Below are 18,570 nucleotides of genomic sequence, written 5' to 3' on the forward strand. Positions count from 1 at the left end.
CACCACCATGAAAGCCCTCATCGCTATGCTGCTGGCCCTGGTCGGCCTTGCCTGGGGCTGGGACCTGGCGCAGGCCGTGCCTGCCACCGGTACCCATCCGCTGTGGGTGGCGCGCCAGGCGCTGCTGACGCTGAGCGGCTTTTTGTCGATAGCGTTGATGTCGCTGACCATGTTGCTTGCCACGCGGCCAACCTGGCTGGAGACGCCGCTGGGTGGCATGGACCGCATCTACCGCACGCACAAGTGGGCAGGCATTCTGGCCGTGGTGTTTGCCGCATTGCATTGGTTGATCGAGATGTCCAGCGACATCCTCAAAGCCACCATTGGCCGCGCGGGCCGCGTGCCAAAAGAGTCTTTCACCGGGTTCCTGGAAGTGCTGCGCGACCTGGCGGGAGACATGGGTGAGTGGGCCATCTACGCACTGCTGGCCATGCTGGTGGTCACGCTGTGGAAGCGGTTCCCGTACCGCAGCTGGCGGGTACTGCACAAGGCCATGCCGGTGATCTATCTGATGCTGGCTTTTCATGCCGCCTTGTTGGCACCACAAGCCTACTGGCAACAACCCGCCGGTGTGGGGCTGGCGCTGCTGCTGGCAACCGGTGTGTATGGCGCCGTCCGCTCACTACTGGGCAGCATTGGCCGCAGCCGCAAAGCCACGGGACACATTGTCGCCATTGAGCACCCGTCCAGCGACGTCACCACCGTGCGTTGCCAACTGGACCGCGCTTGGCGCGGCCACCGGCCGGGGCAGTTTGCCTTCGTGCGTTTCGACGACGGCGAGGGCGCGCACCCTTTCACCATTGCCAGTGCGGACCGGGGTGACAACACCGTCAGCTTCCAGATCAAGGCGCTGGGCGACTACACCGGCACACTGGCGCAACACCTGCGCATGGGCCAAACCGTGCAGGTGGAGGGGCCTTATGGCCGCTTTGAGCTGGCCCGGCGCAACCCCAAGGCGCGCCAGATCTGGATCGCCGGCGGTATTGGTGTGACGCCATTTCTGGCGTGGCTCGAATCACTGCAGACCCATCCTGAACAGGCCCCTACCGCCGATTTGCATTACTGCACGCGCGACCAGCAGGGCGACCCGTTTGTGCCACACCTGCAGACCCTGTGTGCAACCCTGCCCACCATCCGGCTGCACATCCACAGCGCCCGCCAGGGTGCCACGCTGAAAGCCGAGGCGCTGCAGGGTGCGCAGCGGGCGGAGATCTGGTTCTGCGGCCCCAGCGGGTTGGCGGCATCGTTGCAACAGGGGTTGCGGGGTCTGGGTATGCGTGCACGCTTCCACCAGGAAGCCTTTGCGATGCGTTGACGAAAGGACGCCACAGCTGTCGCCCCAATGACAAGAGAAAGCAGGCCCCTTGCCTTAGATTCCCTCCATGGGAAAACTCTATCTGGTACGACACGGACAGGCGTCTTTTGGCGCCGCCGACTATGACAACCTGAGCGAACTCGGCCACAAGCAGAGTGTTCGCCTGGGTGAATACTTTGCCTCCAAAGGCAGGCGTTTTGACGCGGTGCTGACCGGCACGCTCAAGCGCCACGCACAGACCTATGCCGGCATCGCCCAGGGCGCGGGCATGGACCTGCAGCCCACGCTGTGGCCGGGCCTGAATGAATACGAGGCCGATGCGGTGATCGCCGCCATCCACCCCGCCCCCCTGGAGCCGCCGACCACACCCGAGTCCTACAAGCTGCACTTTCGCCTGCTGCGTGATGGCCTGACCCAATGGATGAATGGTGTGCTGACGCCCAAGGGCATGCCAACCTACGACGCCTTTGTTGCCGGTGTGACCAGCGCGCTGGACCATGTGCGCAAACAGCACACCGGTGATGTGTTGCTGGTCAGCAGCGGCGGGCCCATCTCCACGGCCATGGGCCATATCCTGGGGACCTTGCCAGAGAAGACCATCGAACTCAACATGCAGATACGCAACAGCGCCGTGACCGAATTTTTGTTCACGCCCAAGCGCCACCTGCTGCTGAGCTTCAATTCCCTGGCCCATCTGGACGGCGCAGAATACGCGCCATGGATCACTTACTCCTGAGCGCCTGGTGCTGGTAACCAGCAGAGGCTAAACAGCCAGCTGGATTTCCACCACCGTGTTGCCGGGCACGCTGGTGATACGCAACTGCGCCTTGATGGCCAGTGCACGCTCGCGCATGGTGGCCAGGCCATTGCGGGTGCTGGATGTGGGATCAAATCCACAGCCGTCGTCTATCAGCCGTACAAAAACCTGCCCGGTACCCTCCGGCGCATGGCCTTCGACCCGCAACACGTGTGCTTTGGCATGCTGCAGCACGTTGGACAGGGCTTCGAACAGCATGAACTGCAGCTCACTCATGGCACTGGCGTCCAGGTTTTCACAGACGGGCAGCAGGTCCACATCCCATTGCAGCTCGATGCCCATGCCGGCAAAACGCGGCCCCATGCGGTAGCGCATATTGGCCAGCAGGGCCGTCACATCGCCCGGTGCCAGGTGGATGGCGTCTATGGACAGCTTGAGGTGGTCCAGCCCGTCGCGCAGGGTTTGCAGCACCTCGTTGCGTGCTATGACATGGCCGGTGCCCTCCATCTGCAATTGCCGCATGGCCGAGCTGATGTGGGCACCCACGCCATCGTGCATATTGCGCAGGATGCGCCCGCGCTCGGCCGTGCGCTCCTGGGCGCGGGCCAGATGCTCCAGGGTCTTGCGGCTGTCCAACACCTCCTGCACGGCCGCGCTGCTGATGTGGTCAAAGGTCAGCGCGAACAAAAACAGCACCGACACCAAACCGCCCGTACACACCATGTTGAAGGCGGTGGTGTACTCCTGTTGGTAGAGTAGCGGAAACTGGTAGCCCAGCAGACTGGCCACCCCATAACCCACCGAGATCGCAACACACACCAAAAACCAGACCAGGGCATCTACCCCATACCCCAGCAGCAACACCGCCGCCACCGGTATCAGCGTAAACCAGGGCAGCACCGGCGAATGCAGGCCGCCAGAGAAAAAACTGCAGCCCATCACCGCCACAAACACCACATTGGCCATGTACCAGTTGACGCTGGGGCGCAGCTTGCCACTGGCGCGAAAGTAGAACAAGGCGATAAACAGGAACACGATGCCAGCGGACATCAGCAGCGCACCCACGGCAAAACCGATGGCCAGCGAGGTGAACACGTACACCAACGAAAACACCGCGTTGATCAGGCAGATGTAGACAAACATGCGGCTGGCGCTCAGCGTGCGTTCGTCCAGCGCGGCCTGGTGCGGAATGAACCAGGCCACCAGGCGGTCCATGTGCTCCACGCTTGCTTTGCTGAGGGCCGTATGCATGGCAGACCGCTGCGTGGCTAGGCTGTGTGGTCCGTGAGTGTGCCCAGGGGCAGCTGGTGCAGTTCGGCCAGCAGGCGGGCCAGTGCGCGGCCGGCCGCATCCAGCACGGCACGCCCCTTGTCGGCTGTGGCATGGGCCGCATTGCCCACGGCACCGTGCGGGTTGTAATCCTGCATCTGCCAGCCCAGCTTGGCGCTTTTGCCGTTGCCCAAAATGGTGAACTTTTGCGCACGGTCTTCCGAGGTGGAGGCAAAGTTTTGTGCCTGCGCCATGTCCACCAGCTGCGGCGCCAGCGCCAGCATCATCGAGGTCTCGATGTCACCGGCATGGATGCCAAAGCGGTGCTCGTGGGCGCTGAAGAGGGCATTCACATCCTCACCCTGCGGCCCCAAGAGCGGCAGACCGAACCAGTTCACGCTGTAGACCAGCATGCCCAGACGGGCGCGCAGGTCGCGGGCCACGATGTCCATCACACCCACCTGGCCGCCATGGGAATTGAGCAACACCAGCTTCTTGATACCGCTGGCGGCCACACTTTCACCAATATCGGTCCACAGGCGAATCGTGGTTTCGGCCTTCAGTGTCAGCGTGCCGGCAAAACGGGCGTGCTCGGGGCTCAGGCCCACGGCCTGGGTCGGCAAAAAGAGGGCTGGAACATCGGCAGCCAGATGGGGCAACGCGGCGCTGACGACACCATCGACCAGCGCGCTGTCCACTTTCAGTGGCAGGTGGGGCCCGTGCTGCTCGGTGGCGGCCACCGGCAACACCGCAATCAGCTGCGCCAAAGCACCGCTGGCCTTGCACCGGGCAAAGTCCTTCGTGCTCCAGTCGGCCCAGTAGCGGGATGGCGACGCAGTGGGCAAGGCGGAGGTGGCGGAAGCTTCGGGCATGTGTGTGGCGAAAGGGGCAGTCCAACGGAGCAGCCATGGTAACGCGCTATGGTGTCAAAAACCACCGCAGTATCATGCCGCCATGAGAGCCTGTCAGAAATTTTGTGTGCGAGGCATAACATGTCAACAAGGAGCATGAATGCCAAGCAAGACAAAGAGCGCCACGGTGGCGGACAACGCAACACAACTTCAAATCCCAGCCGAGTTGCTGGACCAACTGGTGACCGGCCCCATGACAGCCGGTCAAGTCCAGGGACTGTTTGACCAGTTCAAAAAGGCCGTGCTGGAGCGGGCACTGGCTGGAGAAATGAGCCATCACCTGGGCTACGCGCCGGGCAAGGCCAAACCCGAGGGAGCGCCTGCAAACCACCGCAACGGCAAAAGCGCTAAGACGGTACTGACCGATGCAGGAGCCCTGCGCATTGACGTCCCGCGCGACCGGGAAGGCACGTTCGAACCCCAACTCATCGGCAAACACGAGCGCCGTTTCACCGGCTTTGACGACAAGATCATCGCCATGTACGCGCGTGGCATGACCGTGCGCGAGATACAGGCGTTTTGAGCGAGATGTACTCGGTCGATGTATCGCCCGACCTCATCAGCCGCGTGACTGACGAAGTCATGAGCGAGGTGACAGCCTGGCAGAGCCGCCCATTGGAATCCATGTACCCGGTGGTGTTCTTCGATGCGCTGCGCGTCAAGATTCGTGAGGACGGGGTGGTGCGCTCCAAGGCCGTGTACTTGGCCCTGGGCGTGCTGGCCGATGGCAGCCGCGACATCCTGGGGATCTGGGTCGAGAACACCGAAGGGGCCAAATTCTGGATGAAAGTGTTCAACGATTTGAAGACCCGAGGTGTGCAGGATATCCTGATTGCCGTCACCGACGGGCTCAAAGGCATGCCAGAGGCCCTGGGCGCGGTGTTCCCGGCCACGACACTGCAAACGTGCATCGTGCACCTGATACGCAACAGCCTGGACTTTGCCAGTTGGAAGGATCGCAAGGCGCTGGCTGCGGCCATCAAACCCATCTACACGGCGGTGAGCGCAGAGGCAGCACAGGCTGAACTCGATGCATTTGAGGCAGGTCCCTGGGGCCAGAAGTTCCCCACCGTGGTGGGAGCCTGGCGCAGGGCTTGGGACAGAGTGATTCCCTTCTTTGCGTTCCCGCCCGAGGTACGCCGTGTGATCTACACGACCAATGCCATTGAGAGCGTAAATGCCAGACTGCGCAAGATCATCAAGTCCAGAGGACACTTCCCCAGTGACGATGCGGCCACCAAGCTGATCTGGCTGGCACTGCGCAACATTACCGAGGATTGGGGACGTGCGGCTAACCACTGGAAATCAGCCATGAACCAGTTTGCCATCCTCTACGGCGACAGGTTCACGCAGCCCACTCACGGGGGTGCAAAATGAAGGAGCTGAACCCTGCCACTCAGGGTTCTACCGGGGGGGGCCTCCGGCGGCCTGGCAGGGGCCTTAGTTTGAATAAAATTTACCCATCAGCTGATTTCTGAAACCGCCTCACACACAGAAATTCTGACACTCCCCGCCATGACCCCAAGCCGCCCCCGCAATGCCACCGGCGACACGTTTTTTGCGTGGGATGGCGACACCCTCGTCGTCAACATTCTGGGCAAACCTGCCGCCAGCAAGGACGCCATTGGCAAACCCATGGGCACACAACTCAAGGTCAGCGTCACCGCCGCGCCCAAGGACGGCAAAGCCACGGACCATATGGTTCGTTTCCTGGCCCCACTCTTTGGTGTGGCCGTGGCCGACATTGAAGTGGTGTTTGGCCAGGAAAGTATTCACAAGCAGCTGCGTATCAAGGCGCCCAAGAAGCTGCCGGCCGTCTTTTCAGTCTAGTCTTGGTCGATGCCACAATGGCGTGCTGACCCGCGGTGTACCGCACCGCGGCGGAACTTTTAGGCTGCCACAAGCTCCCAAATTGCAATGACCCACGCTTCTGTATCCCCGCCCAAGCGCCCTGGCGCACCCCGTTTGTCCTCCGTTCCCTTGCGAATTGCTATATTTTTTATAGCTGTATGCTCAATATTGACGGGGGCTAATGCCCAAATTCTCTTAAAGGGCACCGCCCAAACCGGCACCGTGTCGGCCGTTGTGCAAACCGAGCAGGTGCGCGCCGAACTGCTGGCCCATGCGCCCGATGGCATTGATCCCGGCAAAACGGTATGGCTGGGCCTGCAACTCAAACACCTGCCGCACTGGCACACCTACTGGACCAATCCCGGCGACTCCGGCCTGCCCACTACCCTGCAATGGAACCTGCCAGCGGGCCTGACCGCCGGTGACATTGCCTGGCCCACACCCCGGCGTATTCCGGTGGGCAGCATGGCCAACTTTGGGTACGAAGACACGGTGTTGCTGCCCGTGCCGCTGACCGTGGGCAAGGATTTCAAACCCGGCGCCAACGGCATGCTGGAAGTGGGCCTGACCGCCAACTGGCTGGTCTGCCGCCAGGAATGTATTCCGCAGGAAGGCAAGTTTGTGCTGCAGGTGCCCGCCCAGGGCTCCACCGCAAGCCATGGCTCGGCCTTTGAAGCCAGCCGCGCCGCCAGCCCCCAGGCCCTGACCGGTTCTGCACAGGCCAAGCTGCAGGGTGATGCCATGGTGGTCAGCGTGAGCGGCCTGCCCGCCAGCTGGAGTGGCCGTGCGCTACAGGTTTTCCCGGAAACCGCGCATATTGTGGAGCCGGTCACCACGCCCCAAGCCAGCGACGCGGTGGGCACTGGCGCGGCCTCCGCCGGCACGCCGCCCACCCAGGCCTGGAGCAATGGTGTGTGGAGCGCCCACTTCCCGCTGTCCACCCAACGCGAGTCCGCACCCGCCAACCTGCCCGTGGTGCTGGTGCTGGGCACAGAGAGCCTGCGCACCGTAGCCACCATCAGCGGAACCTGGCCCGCAGTGGGGGCCACCACCCCGGTAGCCGCGGCCACTACCCCAGCCCTGCAACCGGTCACCGCGGATACGGGCGGCCTGGGCGCCTGGGGCCTGGCCCTGCTGGCAGCCGTGCTCGGTGGATTGATCCTGAATCTGATGCCCTGTGTGCTGCCGGTGCTGGCCATCAAGGTACTGGGTTTTGCACGCCACAGCGAACACAGCCGCGCCTCACAACGGGCCCAGGGCCTGGCCTACACGGCCGGTGTGGTGTTGTCATTTGTGGCCCTGGGCGCCCTGATGCTGGCTTTGCGCGCCAGTGGTGAACAACTGGGCTGGGGCTTTCACCTGCAGTCACCCGCCGTGCTGGCCGCACTGGCCACGCTGTTCACGCTGTTGGGCCTGAACCTGGCCGGTGTGTTTGAGATCGGTAGCCTCTTGCCCCACAGCGTTGCCAGCATGCAGGCCCGCCACCCGGTGGTGGACGCGTTTTTGTCCGGCGTGTTGGCCGTGGCCATTGCGTCGCCCTGCACCGCGCCCTTCATGGGCGCCTCCTTGGGTTACGCCATCAGCCTGCCCGCTGCGCAGGCCCTGGGCATTTTTGCCGCGCTGGGCCTGGGCCTGGCCCTGCCCTTCCTGGCCGCTGCCTGGGTGCCCGCGGTCGGCAACTGGCTGCCCCGCCCTGGCGCGTGGATGGACACGCTGCGCCGCTTCATGGCCTTTCCCATGCTGGCCACCGTGGTCTGGCTGGTCTGGGTGCTGGGCCATCTGAGTGGTGTCGACGGCGCGGGTGCCCTGCTGGCCCTGCTGCTGACCCTGAGCCTGCTGGTCTGGTCGCTGAACCTGGAGGGGCGCAGCCGGACCGTATTCGCTTCTATTTCAATAGCAGCACTGCTAGGTTTGACAGGGGCTATTGGCCCATTGGTCATAAAGACCGAGGACAACACAACGGCAAGCACCGGCGCCAGCAGCCTTGCATCCACTGCGTTATGGCAGGCCTGGGCACCCGGCAAGGTTGAGGCTGAGCTGGCCGCGGGCCGTCCGGTGTTTGTGGATTTCACGGCGGCCTGGTGCATCACCTGCCAGTACAACAAGAAGACTACCTTGGCCAATGCAGAGGTGCTCGCCGACATGCGCGCGCGCAACGTGACCCTGCTGCGCGCCGACTGGACACGCCGCGACCCCGCCATCACCGTGGCCCTGGAGGCCCTGGGCCGCAGCGGTGTGCCGGTCTATGTGCTGCACCAGGCCGGCAAGGCGCCGGTGGTGTTCTCCGAAATACTGGACGCCCAGGCGCTGCGCTCCGCGCTGGCAGCGCTTTAAACCGCCGCCATGGACGCTGAAGCAGGCGACATCGCCCATATCCTGGCCCACTGCCGCACCGTGGCCGTGGTCGGCCTGTCGCCCAAGCCCCACCGCGACAGTTTTGCCGTGAGCCGTTACATGCAGGCCCAGGGCTGGCGCATCGTGCCCATCAACCCCAATGCCAGCAACATCCTGGGCGAGACGGCCTACCCCACCTTGACAGAGGCGGCGCGCCACCACCGCATTGAGCTGGTGAACGTGTTTCGCAACAGCGCCGACGTGCCGCCGGTGGTGGACGAGGCGATTGCCGTTGGGGCGCAGGCGGTGTGGCTGCAGATGGGGGTGGTGCACGATGGTGCCGCCCAAGAGGCTCGCGACGCCGGGCTGCGTGTCGTGCAAAACAAGTGTTTGATGGTGGAGCACAGGCGGCTTCTCTGAAGTGGGATTTTTGGCGGTTGCGGGACCTCGCTTTTTTGACAGCCCACTCCCCCAGCCCCTCGCCCCGCCGGGCGAGGGGAGCCTTTTCAACAGCCGATTTTGGATAAGCGCTCCGGCTGCGACCTTACAGGCGCATTGGTGCGGTACTCCGCAGCGCGCGCCGTGTTTCTGACGCGGCGGTCGTAGTCAACGGCGCTGTGCAGGCATGCCAACACTGGCCGCTGCGCGTGCCAGCGGCTCCGCGCAGACCCGGCGGCGACCACTACGACCGTTGGAACGCAGCCGAGGTGTCCAAGCCCGTAACGCGACCGCACTCGCGTAGCCCGTAGCCGGCGCGAACACCTCAAATCGGCTGTTAAAGGCTCCCCTCGCCCAGCGGGGCGAGGGGCTGGGGGAGTGGGTTGTTAAAAACCACGGCAGTGAACCAAGCACAAAGGTCAACGAACCAGTCCTGCGACAATCAGAACCATGACCGACACCACCTTCGCCAACCACCACAACCCCACCTTCCTGCAAGCCTGCCTGCGCCAGGCCACGGCCCACACCCCCGTCTGGCTGATGCGCCAGGCTGGACGTTATTTGCCCGAATACCTGGCCACCCGGGTCAAGGCTGGCAACAGCTTCATGGGCCTGGCCACGAATGTGGACTACGCCACCGAAGTCACGCTGCAGCCGCTGGACCGTTACCCGCTGGACGCTGCCATTTTGTTCAGCGACATCCTGACCATTCCCGACGCCATGGGCCTGGGCCTGAGTTTTGGCGTGGGTGAGGGCCCGCGTTTTGCCCACCCCGTGCGGGATGAGGCCGCTGTTGCCAAGCTGGCCGTGCCCGACCTGGACAAACTGCGTTATGTGTTTGACGCCGTGTCCTCCATCCGCAAGGCGCTGACCCGCCCCGATGGCAAAAGCCGCGTGCCACTGATCGGTTTCTCGGGCAGCCCGTGGACGCTGGCCTGTTACATGGTGGAAGGCGCGGGCTCCAGCGACTACCGCCTGGTCAAGACCATGCTGTACAGCCGCCCGGACCTGATGCACCGCATTCTGGCCACCAACGCGGACTCGGTGGCCGCTTACCTGAATGCCCAGATCGACGCCGGCGCCCAGGCCGTGATGATTTTTGACAGCTGGGGCGGTGTGCTGGCCGACGGTGCCTTCCAGGAATTCAGCCTGGCCTATACGGCACGGGTGCTGGCACAACTGAAAAAGACCCATACCGACGCCGCGGGCAACACCGTGACCATCCCCCGCATCGTGTTCACCAAGGGCGGTGGCCTGTGGCTGCAGGAGATGGCGGCGCTGGAATGCGAGGTGCTGGGCCTGGACTGGACCGTCAACCTGGGCAAGGCCCGCGCGGCCATCGGCGGTGTAGAGAATGGCCCGGGCAAGGCGCTGCAGGGCAATATCGACCCCAATGTGTTGTTTGCCCAGCCAACCCAGATCGAGACCGAAGTGGCGCGTGTGCTGGACAGCTTTGGCACGCCCTACCAGGGCACGGGCACCGGCCCCACACACATTTTCAACCTGGGCCACGGCATCAGCCAGTACACCCCACCCGAACATGTGGCGGCGCTGGTGGACGCCGTGCACCGCCATTCCCGTGCTCTGCGGACCTGATCTTTCTGGCATAAGTTTCCTACCATTGATTGGAGCCAAAACCAAATCGGGCGATGGCACTTATGCACAAAAATAGGGTGTGCCTGTGCGGACTATCCCGCATGGGGGCAACAAGCGCTATGAAAGCAATAGCGCTTGTAAGTTATTGATTCATAAGGAATTCAAACTTTGCTTTTTTTCCGGGCATTCCAGCCAAAGCCTTGATTTTCAAGGCCTCGCGGGGTCTCAAGACAAGATATCAACAAAGTTATCCACAGAAACACTGGGTTAGGTGCAAAGTCTTTTCAAATCAAGCACTTAGCCCTGATTTCGCAAGTCAACATCAATAATTTCACTCAAGTGGCCTTTTGCACCATGCCCCACCGCGCAGCCGCCCGCCATCGCCCATGAGCCACTGGTTGTGTGTGCTCGTCCAAACCCCGGCCCATGCCAGCCTGGGGTCGGTGCTGAGTTATAGAAGTGAGTCGCTACTAGCACCTGGCACGCTGGTGCGTGTGCCCTTGGGCAAGCGTGAAACCCTGGGGGTGGTGTGGGACGCGGATGCCGCACAGGCCACCGGTGAGCTCGATCCCGGCAAGGTGCGCGACGTGGCGGGGGTACTGGAAGGCATCACACCGCTAAGTGCCAACTGGCAACAATTGCTTACATTTACTGCACAGTATTACCAGCGCTCCATCGGTGAGGTGGCCCTGGCCGCCCTGCCCCCGCAGCTGCGGGAGCTGTCGCCCCAGCAAGTGCAGCGGCGATTGCAGCGCGTACAGAAACCGCCGTCCGGTGCAACACCGGGGGTTGACACCGCCCTGCCCACGCTTAGCCCCGAGCAGGCCACGGTGGTGAGCCAGATCCAGTCCCAGGCCGGCCCTTTTCTGCTGTTTGGCGCCACTGGCAGCGGCAAGACCGAGGTGTACCTGCACAGCGTGCAAACCCTGCTGGCCAGCGAACCGCTATCCCAGGCCCTGGTCATGGTGCCCGAGATCAACCTGACGCCGCAGCTGGAGGCCCGTTTCAAGGCCCGTTTTGCACCGATCTATGGTGAGGACGCGGTCGTCTCCCTGCACAGTGGCATGACCAACCCGCAGCGGCTCAAGAGCTGGCTGGCGGCCCATAGCGGTACCGCGCGGATTGTGCTGGGCACCCGCATGGCGGTGTTTGCATCTATGCCGCAGCTGCGCCTGGTCGTGGTCGACGAAGAACACGACCCCAGTTACAAAAGCAGCGAAGGCGCACGGTATTCGGCGCGTGACCTGGCGGTCTACCGCGGGCGGCTGGAAAGCGCCAAGGTGCTGCTGGGCTCGGCCACACCCTCGCTGGAGAGCTGGCACCACAGCCGCCCTGCGGCCGAGGGCGGGCGTTATGTGCGGCTGCACATGCCCAGCCGTATTGGTGCCCCGCCAGCTGCAACACCAGACGGTTCACCACCCACCGCGCGCCAAGCCATGCGCTCCACCGCCGCCACGCCCGACGGCCTGCCCCTGGTGCGCCGGGTGGACATGAACCACCAGCACCGCAACGCCGTGTTCTCCATCCCGCTGCTGGAGGCCATCAAGGAACGGGTGGCGCGTGGCGAACAAAGCATGGTGTTCCTGAACCGGCGCGGTTATGCCCCGGTGCTGCACTGCACCGACTGCGGCTGGAAGAGTGAATGCCCGCACTGCAGCGCCTTCCGCGTGTTCCACAAGATAGACCGCACCCTGCGCTGCCACCACTGCGGTTTTACCGAACGTGTGCCGCGCGCCTGCCCCACCTGTGGCAACCCCGACATTGCGCCACTGGGCCGTGGCACCGAGCGGCTGGAAGAACATGTGGCCGAACTGCTGGCCGATGTGCGCAGGCCCAACACGGTCAGTGCAGAGTTTCCCGATGGTGAACCGGTGCGTGTGGCCCGCATCGACGCCGATACCACACGCCTCAAAGGCGAGTTGCAAAGCCAGCTGGCGGCCGTGCACGCCGGTGATGTGGATGTGCTGGTCGGTACGCAAATGATTGCCAAGGGCCATGACTTTCGGCGCATCACGCTGGTGGCGGCCGTCAACCCAGATGGTGCGCTGTTCTCCAGCGACTTCCGCGCACCGGAGCGCCTGTTCAGCCTGCTGATGCAAGCCGCGGGCCGCGCCGGGCGTGACGCCGCCCTGGGTGAACGCAGTGAGGTGTGGATACAGACCTTTCAGCCCGCCCACCCTTTGTACGCGGCCCTCAAACGCCACGACTACCCCGGCTTTGCCACCCAGCAGCTACTGGAGCGCGAACAGGCCGGCCTGCCGCCCTTTACCGCCCAGGCCCTGGTACGCGCCGAGGCCCGCACACAGGAAGTGGCCCAGGCGTTTTTGAATGCCGCCAGCAGCGCGGCACGCAATGACATGGCGCAGTGGGAAGGTTGGGCGCCGGTGCTGGACCAGATCACGCTGTACCCGGCCGTGCCCATGAGCATCCAGCGTGTGGCCAATATTGAACGCGCCCAGATGCTGGTGGAAAGCCCGTCACGCGCGGCCCTGCAGCAATTCTTGACCGCCTGGCAAGCCGTGTTGCACGCCACGCGCCAGGGCCCAGACGGCAAGGGTCTGGTGCGTTGGGCCGTGGATGTGGACCCCCTGGCGATCTAGCAGAATGTTTCACCGCAGGGCAGCCCCAAGGTGAAACGCGACCCCCTCGGGGGGCAGGGCGCTACACGCAGTGAGCAACCGTGGGGGCCATGCCTTTACATCTCGCTGTTGACACCGCTGGCAACCCGCGGAAACACCACGCGGATACGGCTGCCCGCGCCCGGTGTGCTGTGCACGGTGATTTGCCCTTCCAGAATGCGCGTCACGATGCCGTGCACGATGTTCATGCCCAGGCCGGTGCCGCCGCGGCCCATCTTGGTCGTGAAAAACGGGTCAAAAATACGTGCCCGAATATGGTCTTCCATGCCCAGGCCGTCGTCGGCGACGACCAGCTCCACGGTATCGGCATCAGCCGCACCGATGGACACCGAGATATTGCCGCCGGTCTTGCCGTCAAACGCGTGGATGGTGGCATTGATGACCAGATTGGTCAGCACCTGGCCATAACGCCCAGGGAAACTGTCACACACCAGGCCTGGAGTGAGGTTCTTGGTGATGTGGCAACCCGATTTGCGCAGCATGGGTTGCAGCATGTTCAGGATTTCGGTACTCACTTCGGCCAGATCGAAGGCGCGGCGCTGGTCGCTGGTCTGGTCCACCGCGACCTGCTTGAAGTCCGAAATCAGATGTGCTGCACGCTGCAGGTTTTTCAGCGACAGGGCCAGCCCCTCATCGGCACGCGCAATAAACTGCTGCAGTGACGAGCGGCGCATGGAGCCGCTGTCCAGCTCGGTCTTCAGTTCCCCCAGTTCACCCTGGATGGTGGAGGCCACGGTCAGGGCATTGCCGATGGGCGTATTGAGCTCATGCGCCACACCTGCCACCACGCGCCCTAAAGAGGCCAGTTTTTCGGTCTGGATGATTTCCTCTTGCGCACGCTCCAAGGTCTGCAGCGTTTGCTCCAGGGACTCGGTGCGCTCGGCAACCCGCTGCTCCAGGTGTTCGTTGGCATCGGTCAACTCCAGATTGCGGCTTTCCAGCTGGGCAATCAGGTGCAGCAACGCCAGGCGCGTGGCCTCCAGGCTGTCGGCCAGCGCACCCACTTCGTCCCGGAACACCGGCCGAATGGGTACATCCAACTGCCCTTTTTCCAGGCGGCCCGAGGCCCTGACCAACTCCTCCAACGGCCGCACCAGGCGCCAGTGCATCAACAGCAGAATAAACAGCAAGGCACCCACCGATATTTGCGCCGCGTTGCGCAGGTACTGCAGGCGCACCTCATTCACCTTGCGCAGGTAACCCGCGGTGGACATTTGTATGGTGAGCTTGCCCACCATGGTCTTGTTGCGTTCCACCACATGGGTGGTGGCGTCGACCAGCCGGGCGTCTTCGGCGCTGCGGGTTCGGGTGGCAAAGGGTGTGCCCTTGTCATCCCATATGGCGATGGAGACCACGTCGGGGTTCACAAATGCCGCCTCCATGATGGAGTTGGCCTGCTCGGCCTCAAACTGCCACAGGGGCTCACGCAGGGCCAGTGAGGTGAGGGTGCCCAGGTGGTTCATTTCGGTGCGGATCTGGGCAATGTGTTGTTCCCGCAGATCCGAGGTTTGCTCCACGTACGACAGGAACGACGCCAGCAGAACCCCCAACACCACCGTCATCGCAATAGCCACCCGCAGGGAGCGCAGCCGCAGCAACAACTTGCGCAGGCGAACGGTGAGGGGCTCGGATATCCGCGTCATGGAATGGGGTGTTTGCGCCACTGTAACGCATAGCGGCCTGACTAGGCCATGCCTACGGCGCAGGATGTCGCGGGCACATCACATTTGCCGGAACAGGTGGACAAAACTCCGGCTGACGGGCAAACATTCGGCGCTGCCCTTGATCTGTACTTCGCCCCCGTCATGCCCGCCGTGGCTGAACTGCTGAACCTGGTGCAGGTTGACAATGGCCGAGCGGTGGATTTGCACAAACCGCGACGGGTCCAGCTCATCAGCCAGCTCGCGTATGGTCTTGCGAATCAGCGCCTCGCCGCCCTCCCAGACCACCAGCGTGTATTTGGTGTCCGACTTGATGTAGCGGATCTGCTCCACCGGTATCAGGCGCACCGTGCTGCCCACCGAGGCCTTGATCCACTGCAGGTAATGCACGGGTGCCAGCTGGCCTTGCAGGTGGGCCGACAACTGGTCCAACACCTCCGCGGTCAGCGCTGTACTGCCAGCCGGGGGTGGTGTGGCCCAGCGCTGGCGCAGCCGCCGCACGGTTTCCTGCAGGCGTTCTGCATCCAGGGGTTTGACGATGTAGTCGATAGCCCCCTGGCGAAAGGCCTCTACGGCGTATTGCTCATGGGCGGTCACAAACACGATGTGGGCCCGCTGCCCTATACACCGGGCGGCTTCTATACCGTTCATGCCGGGCATGTGAACGTCCAAAAAAGCGACCTGCGGCGCATGCTGGTCAAACAACTCCACGGCCTCACGGCCGTTTCGGGCCGTGGCCACGATGTCCAGCTCCGGCCATATATCCGCCAACAAGGCAACCAGGCGGTCGCGCAGCAGCGGCTCGTCGTCTGCCACCAGGGCCGTTACGGACTTCATGTCACAACACACCTTCCAGAATGATTTCGGCCTTGACGCCGTGGGGAACCTGCTCGCTCAGCTCCAGGCGGGCTGACGCACTGTAAAACGCCTGTAATCGGGCACGCAAGTTGGCCAGACCAATACCCGGCTTCGCAGACTCCACCATGCCCTGCCCGGTGTCCGCCACCCACAGTCGCACACCGCGGGTGCCGTCAGACGGCCCGAAAGCCTGCGCCCCCACATCGATACGGCCACCATCGCAGCTTGGGTCTATGCCGTGGTGTATGGCGTTTTCCACCAGGGTCAACAAAGCCATGGCCGGAAAACGCAGGCCGCGCAGGCTGGGGTCGATGTCCACGCTGAACTGCAGGCGGTCGGGCATACGCATCAACATCAGCTCCAGATAGGAGCGCACCAGATCGGCCTCCTGGCCCAGCGTGGCGCCCTCCTGGTGGAGTTGGGGCATGGTGGCCCGCAGGTAGGCAATCAGGCTCTTGAAGACCGGGCCGGCCTGGGGCGAACCACTTTCCACCAGGGCCTGCACATTGGCCAGGGTGTTGAACAAAAAGTGCGGCTCGATCTGGGCCTGCAGCAGGTGCAGACGCGCGTCGGTGGCCTGGCGCATCAGGGTTTCATGCTCCAGCGCAAACTGCAGGGCCTGGGCCCGTGCCTGGGCTTCGCGTTCACGCACCCTTGCTGCCAGCGTGACCGACAGGCCCACAATGGCGGCACAGATGGTCACCCACCAGAACCCGACGACCCGGGGTCGGGAGTTGGTGAAGGCGTGCAGATCACCCTGCACCGACACCATGTGCACGATCAACGGCCCCAGCGGCGCTGCAGCACAAACGGCAAAGACCTGCACCAACCAGCGCGGCGCCCAGGTTTGCCGCCAGGCACCTGCCATTAGATAGGCACACAGCAGGATGGCAGACACCAGCGTGGTCTCCACCAGGATGGCCGCAAACGAGTCGCGGAACATCATCTTGAAAATCGGCGCCGCGATCAGGGCGCCCAAGGCCGCCACCTTCAGGGGCCGGGAATGCCGTTGCACAAAGCCGTGGATCAGGGAAATGGGATGCATGCCCGGACCATACTAATCGACACCCCCAGGGTCAAGCCAGTGCGCCTGCCAGGTGCGACAGGGCGCGGGAATGGAGGGGTGAACGGCGAGGCCCAGGCCGAACCAGGTCTTCAGCGCAGGCCGCGCACGTAGCGTGCGCTATCGGCCGCAACTTCCGCGGCTGCCGCCTGGGACGCGTTGGTTGCCAACAGGCTGCGCAGTGTGGGCAGGGCAGACGGACCCGGCGAACGCAGGTCCCTGGCCCGCGGGGCGGCGGTGGGCAACACCGCCTGCTCCAGCTTGTCGGCCCAGGCCACCAGCTCCACGTGGCCGTCTTCCTGCGCGCTTTGCCGGGCAAAACGCACGATTTCGGTGGCGTATTCGGCGTTGTCCGCCATCCACTGCGTGTCGGTCACACGGCCGGTCTTGCGCCGCAACAGCACGTGCAAATGGGCGGCAATGGCGAGTTTTTCACTGGCAAGCATGTGCAATCTCCTGTTCAGGTTCCCATGTGTTCACGGTGCTGGGTAATGTCCAGCCCCGTCTCTTCGGCGCCATCCTCCACGCGCAGGCCCACCATCAGCTTGGTAAACCACAACACGGCCGCACTCATCACGGCGCTGTACACCACCACGGCGGCCACGCCCATCAGTTGCATCACAACGTCACCCTGCACGCCCGACACGGTCTTGCTGGCCAAGAGGCCGGTCATCAGCGCGCCGACGATGCCACCAATACCGTGCACGCCAAACACATCGAGTGAATCGTCGGCGTTGAGCAGGCGTTTGAGGCCGGTGGCCCCCCAGTAACAGGCCAAGCCCGCCACAGCACCGATCAAGAGCGCGGAAGCCGGTGTGACAAACCCCGCCGCCGGGGTGATGGCCACCAGACCCGCCACCAGGCCCGAGCACAGGCCCAGCAACGAGGGCCGCCCACGCAGCATCCATTCCCCCAGCATCCAGGTCATGGCACCGGCCGACGCCGCAATATGGGTGACGGCCATGGCCAGGCCGGCACGCCCGTCGGCCGCCACGGCCGAGCCAGCATTAAAGCCAAACCAGCCCACCCACAACAGGCCTGCGCCGGCCATGGTCAGGCCCAGGTTGAAGGGCTCAAACGATGCGCGCCCATAGCCCTTGCGCGCGCCCAGCATGTAGGCACACACCAGGCCCGAGACACCGGCGTTGATGTGCACCACGGCACCACCGGCAAAATCCAATACACCGCGTTGCGCCAGCCAGCCACCAGGCTCCCAGACCCAGTGCGCTATCGGTGCATACACCAACACCGACCACAGCCCCACAAACCACAACAGTGCAGAGAAGCGCAGGCGCTCCACCACGGCACCCACAATCAAGGCCGCCGTGATGATGGCAAACGTAAGCTGGTACATGGCGTAAACCGATTCCGGCACATTGGGCGCCACGTGGCTCACCGCCACTTTGCCTGCCTCTTTGATGTAGTCCAGTCCACTGAACCACATCCGCATGTCACCGCCCAGCAGACCGTTGCCCGGTGTAAAGGCAAGCGAATACCCCACGGCAAACCACAACAAACTGACGAGCGCCGCAGCGGCAACCACACTGGCCATGGTGTTGAGCACATTCTTCTTGCGCACCATGCCGCCATAAAACAGGGCAATGCCGGGCAGCGTCATCAGCAGCACCAGGGCTGTGCTGGTCATCATCCACGCGGTGTCGGCACCATTGATGCTGTCCTGTGCCACCAGGCTGGGCCGGGTCAGCGCTGCGGTGGTCTGTGCCCACGCGCCGCTGCTGAGGAAAAACGTAGAGGCGAGCAGGCCCTTCAGTCCGATTCGGTGCATCTTGTTCCTTCGTGACGTCCAACACGGCGGCTGTACGCACAAGCCGTGCCACATCCACACGGCGGATGGGCGTCACCAGTTTGGTGCGAAAG

Annotated in this window: 14 protein-coding genes and 1 pseudogene; 8 read left to right on the forward strand and 7 right to left on the reverse strand. The window is 63.5% G+C overall.

Features of this window, described 5'->3' with window-relative positions; genetic code table 11:
* Positions 1–7 precede the first annotated feature (7 nt).
* Complete coding sequence (locus HZ993_RS11180) at positions 8–1,315, forward strand: ferric reductase-like transmembrane domain-containing protein (protein WP_209397946.1); 1,308 nt, start codon at positions 8–10, stop codon at positions 1,313–1,315.
* Positions 1,316–1,382: 67 nt separating this feature from the next.
* Entirely contained in the window at positions 1,383–2,051 is a 669-nt protein-coding gene (locus tag HZ993_RS11185; protein WP_209397948.1) for a histidine phosphatase family protein, read from the forward strand.
* Positions 2,052–2,078: 27 nt separating this feature from the next.
* Here the strand turns inward: HZ993_RS11185 and HZ993_RS11190 are convergent, their stop codons facing one another.
* Together HZ993_RS11190 and HZ993_RS11195 are read right to left on the reverse strand one after the other, a co-directional pair.
* Entirely contained in the window at positions 2,079–3,323 is a 1,245-nt protein-coding gene (locus HZ993_RS11190) for a sensor histidine kinase (protein WP_209397950.1), read from the reverse strand.
* 17 nt (positions 3,324–3,340) lie between these two features.
* Positions 3,341–4,213 carry a creatininase family protein gene (locus tag HZ993_RS11195; RefSeq protein ID WP_209397952.1) on the reverse strand — a complete coding sequence of 291 codons (873 nt, stop codon included), beginning with the start codon at positions 4,211–4,213 and terminating at the stop codon, positions 3,341–3,343.
* 139 nt (positions 4,214–4,352) lie between these two features.
* On the opposite strand from HZ993_RS11195, the pseudogene HZ993_RS11200 reads away from it, so the two are divergent.
* From HZ993_RS11200 to priA, 6 genes and pseudogenes are all read left to right on the forward strand, one after another.
* Positions 4,353–5,629: pseudogene (locus HZ993_RS11200) on the forward strand (IS256 family transposase).
* Positions 5,630–5,767: 138 nt separating this feature from the next.
* Positions 5,768–6,082 carry a DUF167 family protein gene (locus HZ993_RS11205; RefSeq protein ID WP_209397954.1) on the forward strand — a complete coding sequence of 105 codons (315 nt, stop codon included), beginning with the start codon at positions 5,768–5,770 and terminating at the stop codon, positions 6,080–6,082.
* Positions 6,083–6,169: 87 nt separating this feature from the next.
* Positions 6,170–8,437: a protein-disulfide reductase DsbD gene (locus HZ993_RS11210; protein ID WP_209397956.1), complete on the forward strand. Its 2,268-nt coding sequence runs from the start codon at positions 6,170–6,172 to the stop codon at positions 8,435–8,437.
* A 9-nt stretch (positions 8,438–8,446) separates the two neighbouring features.
* Positions 8,447–8,857 carry a CoA-binding protein gene (locus HZ993_RS11215; protein ID WP_209397958.1) on the forward strand — a complete coding sequence of 137 codons (411 nt, stop codon included), beginning with the start codon at positions 8,447–8,449 and terminating at the stop codon, positions 8,855–8,857.
* A gap of 468 nt (positions 8,858–9,325) precedes the next feature.
* On the forward strand, positions 9,326–10,471 hold the full coding sequence (gene hemE / locus HZ993_RS11220) for a uroporphyrinogen decarboxylase (protein ID WP_209397960.1): 1,146 nt from the start codon (positions 9,326–9,328) through the stop codon (positions 10,469–10,471).
* 386 nt (positions 10,472–10,857) lie between these two features.
* The gene (priA, locus tag HZ993_RS11225; RefSeq protein ID WP_209397962.1) at positions 10,858–13,071 is read left to right on the forward strand and encodes a primosomal protein N'; all 2,214 of its coding nucleotides are present in this window, start codon (positions 10,858–10,860) and stop codon (positions 13,069–13,071) included.
* A gap of 95 nt (positions 13,072–13,166) precedes the next feature.
* On the opposite strand, the gene HZ993_RS11230 is transcribed toward priA, so the two are convergent.
* The 5 genes from HZ993_RS11230 to HZ993_RS11250 form a co-directional block, all read right to left on the reverse strand.
* Positions 13,167–14,753: a sensor histidine kinase gene (locus tag HZ993_RS11230; protein WP_209397964.1), complete on the reverse strand. Its 1,587-nt coding sequence runs from the start codon at positions 14,751–14,753 to the stop codon at positions 13,167–13,169.
* Between the two features lie 78 nt (positions 14,754–14,831).
* Positions 14,832–15,608 carry a LytTR family DNA-binding domain-containing protein gene (locus HZ993_RS11235; protein ID WP_209397966.1) on the reverse strand — a complete coding sequence of 259 codons (777 nt, stop codon included), beginning with the start codon at positions 15,606–15,608 and terminating at the stop codon, positions 14,832–14,834.
* A gap of 1 nt (position 15,609) precedes the next feature.
* Positions 15,610–16,674, reverse strand: a complete 1,065-nt coding sequence (locus HZ993_RS11240) for a sensor histidine kinase (protein WP_209397968.1) — start codon at positions 16,672–16,674, stop codon at positions 15,610–15,612.
* A gap of 110 nt (positions 16,675–16,784) precedes the next feature.
* On the reverse strand, positions 16,785–17,138 hold the full coding sequence (locus HZ993_RS11245) for a hypothetical protein (protein WP_209397970.1): 354 nt from the start codon (positions 17,136–17,138) through the stop codon (positions 16,785–16,787).
* 14 nt (positions 17,139–17,152) lie between these two features.
* Positions 17,153–18,478 (reverse strand): ammonium transporter, encoded by a 1,326-nt coding sequence (locus tag HZ993_RS11250; RefSeq protein WP_209397972.1) that lies wholly within the window; start codon positions 18,476–18,478, stop codon positions 17,153–17,155.
* Positions 18,479–18,570: the final 92 nt, after the last annotated feature.

It is taken from the genome of Rhodoferax sp. AJA081-3 (assembly GCF_017798165.1).
Taxonomy (GTDB): Bacteria; Pseudomonadota; Gammaproteobacteria; order Burkholderiales; family Burkholderiaceae_C; genus Allorhodoferax.

Coding starts and splice junctions, on each gene's coding strand:
- HZ993_RS11180 (WP_209397946.1), top strand. CDS start 8: ATGAAAGCCCTCATCGCTATGCTGCTGGCCCTGGTCGGCCTTGCCTGG.
- HZ993_RS11185 (WP_209397948.1), top strand. CDS start 1,383: ATGGGAAAACTCTATCTGGTACGACACGGACAGGCGTCTTTTGGCGCC.
- HZ993_RS11190 (WP_209397950.1), bottom strand. CDS start 3,323: ATGCATACGGCCCTCAGCAAAGCAAGCGTGGAGCACATGGACCGCCTG.
- HZ993_RS11195 (WP_209397952.1), bottom strand. CDS start 4,213: ATGCCCGAAGCTTCCGCCACCTCCGCCTTGCCCACTGCGTCGCCATCC.
- HZ993_RS11205 (WP_209397954.1), top strand. CDS start 5,768: ATGACCCCAAGCCGCCCCCGCAATGCCACCGGCGACACGTTTTTTGCG.
- HZ993_RS11210 (WP_209397956.1), top strand. CDS start 6,170: ATGACCCACGCTTCTGTATCCCCGCCCAAGCGCCCTGGCGCACCCCGT.
- HZ993_RS11215 (WP_209397958.1), top strand. CDS start 8,447: ATGGACGCTGAAGCAGGCGACATCGCCCATATCCTGGCCCACTGCCGC.
- hemE (WP_209397960.1), top strand. CDS start 9,326: ATGACCGACACCACCTTCGCCAACCACCACAACCCCACCTTCCTGCAA.
- priA (WP_209397962.1), top strand. CDS start 10,858: ATGAGCCACTGGTTGTGTGTGCTCGTCCAAACCCCGGCCCATGCCAGC.
- HZ993_RS11230 (WP_209397964.1), bottom strand. CDS start 14,753: ATGACGCGGATATCCGAGCCCCTCACCGTTCGCCTGCGCAAGTTGTTG.
- HZ993_RS11235 (WP_209397966.1), bottom strand. CDS start 15,608: ATGAAGTCCGTAACGGCCCTGGTGGCAGACGACGAGCCGCTGCTGCGC.
- HZ993_RS11240 (WP_209397968.1), bottom strand. CDS start 16,674: ATGCATCCCATTTCCCTGATCCACGGCTTTGTGCAACGGCATTCCCGG.
- HZ993_RS11245 (WP_209397970.1), bottom strand. CDS start 17,138: ATGCTTGCCAGTGAAAAACTCGCCATTGCCGCCCATTTGCACGTGCTG.
- HZ993_RS11250 (WP_209397972.1), bottom strand. CDS start 18,478: ATGCACCGAATCGGACTGAAGGGCCTGCTCGCCTCTACGTTTTTCCTC.